Origin of the sequence: Longimonas sp. (assembly GCF_040409695.1) — a bacterium.
Classification (GTDB): domain Bacteria; phylum Bacteroidota; class Rhodothermia; order Rhodothermales; family Salinibacteraceae; genus Longimonas.
In genome coordinates this window covers 1-4,003 of record NZ_JARWGJ010000219.1, presented here as the reverse complement: position 1 = coordinate 4,003, position 4,003 = coordinate 1, and the positions used below count along the sequence as shown (strand labels likewise).

Here is a 4,003-nt window from a genome sequence, read left to right as displayed (position 1 = left end):
CCCCCTTGACTAAGGGGGAGAAACCCGTAGGGAGAGGGGGTTCGAACAAGACAAAACTGCGGTGCTTGACCCCCTATCATTTAGCGTTTATCCACTACCTTGATTTCTTAATTTGGGCACCCCAGGAGTAAGTCCTCCCTGCAGTCGGGGCGCTGCGAGCGGCTCCGCTGGGCTGCAAACCGAAACCCGAGCAGGTTTTCAGAAGTCGCGTTGCGGCTTTGTTTCGCGCACACCCGGACGATTACCTGCCATGAAGCCTACACCTATCACCATGAAACAAGGGGTGTCTTCTTTCTGAAGGCATCCCTTTCTCTTTTTAGTGCTGCCACTTAGTGCTACCATCGGACTCTACAGCGCGCATTCTCTCCCGTCTCTCAGCCGCGCTTGCACGTCACCGACGGCACGGCTATTCTACATGTGCGTTCTGCCATCGCTTTCCTCTTGACGTTCTTAGCTCCATGCCTGACAAGCCGCTTCCTTCTTCTATGGGCGGTGCCGCTGCGCTCCTTGGCATCACCTTTACCCATACAGCGGCCGATCGCGTCGAGGCAACCATGCCCGTCACGCCCGATCACCACCAGCCGTTTGGACAGTTGCACGGCGGCGTGAGCGTGGTGCTGGCAGAGAGCGCAGCCAGCGTGGGCGGCTACCTGGCTGCGCCTACTGACTACACCGCTGTCGGCGTTGAGATCAACGCCAACCACGTGCGTGCCGTATCCAGTGGCGACGTGTATGCCGTGGCAAAGCCGCTGCATGTCGGGCGCACCACGCAGGTATGGGACGTAAAAATCCGTGACGCGTCGGACCGCCTTGTCTGCGCAAGTCGTTGTACACTTGCTGTTGTACCTATCAAACGATCTTCGACCGACGCCTCAACGTCGGAGGCTCCTCCAGCAGCCCCGCACTGAGGTTGCCCGCACAGCGTACATGTATACAGAGGGAAGCCCGCATCTGTGCCTCGCAATAGGAGGCTGCAACGGGATGCTGGCATCGCGCATCCAGAGCGCGCATCACCATACACAGTATCACTACGCACAGTATCACTACGCACAATATGGCGTCTCCTGTAACGTGTCTCTATTTCACCCATACGTCTCTGTAGATTTGATCTACCCTTTCTGCTAACCTTATCTCTGCCTATGCCTGCCCCTCTTGCCGGTCTTCATCATATTACCGCTGTTACTGGTATGGCACAGTCCAGTATCGATTTCTATGCTGGCATCCTTGGGCTGCGCATGGTTAAGGCAACCGTGAACCTGGATGATCCTACCACGCACCATCTGTACTTCGGCGATGCAAAGGGAAGTCCGGGGACGCTCCTGACTGTCTTTGCCTGGCCACGCTCGCTGCCAGGACAGACCGGACGGGGCACGGCATCTCCGGTCCTGTTTGCGACGCGTCCCGAAGCGATCTCGTTCTGGCGCAGCCGTCTTAGCGAGCTTGGCTACACGCCTGTGTGTACCCATCGATTTGGCGACCCGGTTATCCGCTTCCAGGCGCACGACCTGCTCTCCCTCGGCATTGTCCCGTCGACCGATGGGACGACCACGCCGTGGATACCGGCACAGCCCTTCGAGTCGCATAACGTACTTCGAGGCCTGCACAGCATCACGCTTCCGACCCCAGACATAGACGCCACCACTGCGTTTTTTACTGACGTGTTTGGCTGGTCTGTTGTAGCCGAGCACAAGGGGATGCGTCGCCTGCAAGCCCCAACACAGCGCTCGCTCCAATCGCCGCGCACGCCTCCCGGCTGCTATGTCGACCTCTCGCGCCGCGTCCCCCCGAACAACGGATACAACGGGCCCGGCGTCGTACACCATGTCGCCTTTCGCGTCTCTGATGCAGATGCCCAGCGCGCCTGGCGCGAGTATCTGCTGAGCGAAGGCCTCGAGGTCAGCCCGGTGCGCGACCGTGTCTATTTCAAGTCAATCTACTTTCGTAGTCCAACCCACACAGCGGGCATCCTGTTTGAGATTGCAACCGATGGACCCGGATTTACCGTTGACGAACCTTATGAGACGCTCGGCGCAACGCTTCGGCTGCCCGATCAAGTCGACTCTCACCGGCTCGCCGATACGCTGCCTGCACTCGACCGCACCGTACTCAGCAACCCACCCGCCCCAAATGCTGGCGTGAATCCTCCTACGGCTTAATCTCGGCGGAATACGCCTCATTATACCTTTACACCACCCTTTGCGCGTATCTTCGCGCTTCAGCGTTCTCCCTCCACGCTCTCCAAGCAACGCATGCCTACAACGCCCGACTGGGTTAAGAACGCCGTTTTCTACCAGATCTTTCCCGATCGCTTTGCACGAAGTGGTCAGGTGGATGCGCACGACACCGTCACCCTGAAACCCTGGGGCCACCCGCCTGAGGCGCAGGGCTTTCAAGGAGGCGACCTCTACGGCATCGTACAGCACCTCGACTATCTGCAGGAGCTGGGCGTAACGGCGCTCTACCTGAATCCGATTTTTGCCTCAGCGGCCAATCATCGCTACCACACCTACGACTACTACACGGTCGACCCCCTTCTTGGGGGAAACGAAGCGCTGCACACGCTTCTCGATGCAGCGCATCAGCGTGACATCCGGGTGGTGCTCGACGGCGTGTTCAACCACGCCAGCCGCGGGTTCTGGCCGTTCCATCACGTCCTCGAAAACGGTGCCGACTCGCCCTATACCGACTGGTTCCACCTGCACGATACACCGCTGCGCCCGTACAACGACAGCGCACCGGCCAATTACGATGCATGGGCCGGGCTCCGGGCGCTTCCAAAGCTCAACACTGACCACCCGCCCGTGCGTGCGTTTATCCTTGATGTGGCCACGCACTGGATCGAACAGGGCGTTGACGGCTGGCGCCTCGACGTGCCAAACGAGATCGACGATGACGACTTCTGGCGCACGTTTCGCGACAGGGTAAAGTCCACAGACCCCGATGCGTACATCTGCGGAGAGATATGGACCCCCGCCGACCGCTGGCTGCAGGGCGACCAGTTCGACGGGGTGATGAACTATCCGCTTACCGATTCGCTGTTTGGATTCGTGGCGCCCAACACCCTGCGCGGGTTTGATCACGAACACTTCGACTTTGCGCCACGCACGGGCACAGAGTTCACCCGCGAAGTGATGAGCGTGTTCACGCGCTATCCTGAATCCATTCAGCAGGCCCAACTTAACGTTCTCGACAGCCACGACACCCCTCGTATCCTGCATACCCTGGGCAACAACGTGGCCGCGATGAAGCTCGCCGTGCTCTTTCAGATGACTATGCCCGGTGCCCCTTGTATCTACTACGGCGACGAGATTGGCATGAGCAGCGCAGGCGACCCGTACTGCCGCGAGGCCTTCCCGTGGAGCGACGAGGCGCGCTGGAATGACAGCCTTCTTTCGTTCTACCAGCAGGCTACTGCACTGCGTAACAACCATCCGGTGCTGCGCACAGGCTCTGTATCAGCGATTCAAGCTACCGATCGGCAGGCCGTATTTCGCCGAAGCACCGACTCCAACGAAGCCATCATTGCCTTTAACACTGCTGGCACGCTGTCGACCGTAACGATTCCTGCGCTGGACCTGAGTGCCTCCACGTACACGCCGGTGTGGCCGGCCGACCGCTCGGCACCACTGCGCAGCTCCGACCCTACCGTGCAGCTTCCCGAACACAGCGCAGCCGTCTGGATCGGGCCCCGCTCATCTGCATAGCGGCTGCCAACCGCCTTCCACCGTCTTCTTCACAGCCACCCTGTTCTTCTCATGCCTACTGTTGCGATTACCGGCGCCGCTGGCGCCATTGGATCTGCTGCAGCCCGCGCCTTTGCTGACGCCGGCTGGCAGCTCGGGTTACTCGACTACGACGCAGATGCCCTCGCGTCGATGCGCGACACCTATCCCGATGCCCACCTCGGCCGTGCAGATCTAACCGACATCGACGACGCCCGGCAGGCCTTTGCAGGGCTATCGGAGTCGCTGGCCCCACCCGATGCTGTCCTCGCCATCGCTGG

Annotated in this window: 4 protein-coding genes; all 4 read left to right on the top strand. The window is 60.1% G+C overall.

The features are described from left to right. Nucleotides 1–458: 458 nt before the first annotated feature. Nucleotides 459–908, top strand: coding sequence for a hotdog fold thioesterase (locus PPP56_RS13225; protein WP_353564524.1), 450 nt, complete (start codon nucleotides 459–461; stop codon nucleotides 906–908). 231 nt (nucleotides 909–1,139) lie between these two features. Beyond that, on the top strand, nucleotides 1,140–2,156 hold the full coding sequence (locus tag PPP56_RS13220; protein WP_353564523.1) for a VOC family protein: 1,017 nt from the start codon (nucleotides 1,140–1,142) through the stop codon (nucleotides 2,154–2,156). 93 nt (nucleotides 2,157–2,249) lie between these two features. Next, nucleotides 2,250–3,704, top strand: a complete 1,455-nt coding sequence (locus tag PPP56_RS13215; protein ID WP_353564522.1) for a glycoside hydrolase family 13 protein — start codon at nucleotides 2,250–2,252, stop codon at nucleotides 3,702–3,704. A 51-nt stretch (nucleotides 3,705–3,755) separates the two neighbouring features. After that, nucleotides 3,756–4,003: SDR family NAD(P)-dependent oxidoreductase (locus PPP56_RS13210; protein WP_353564521.1), on the top strand; the 248-nt coding region annotated here is incomplete at its 3' end.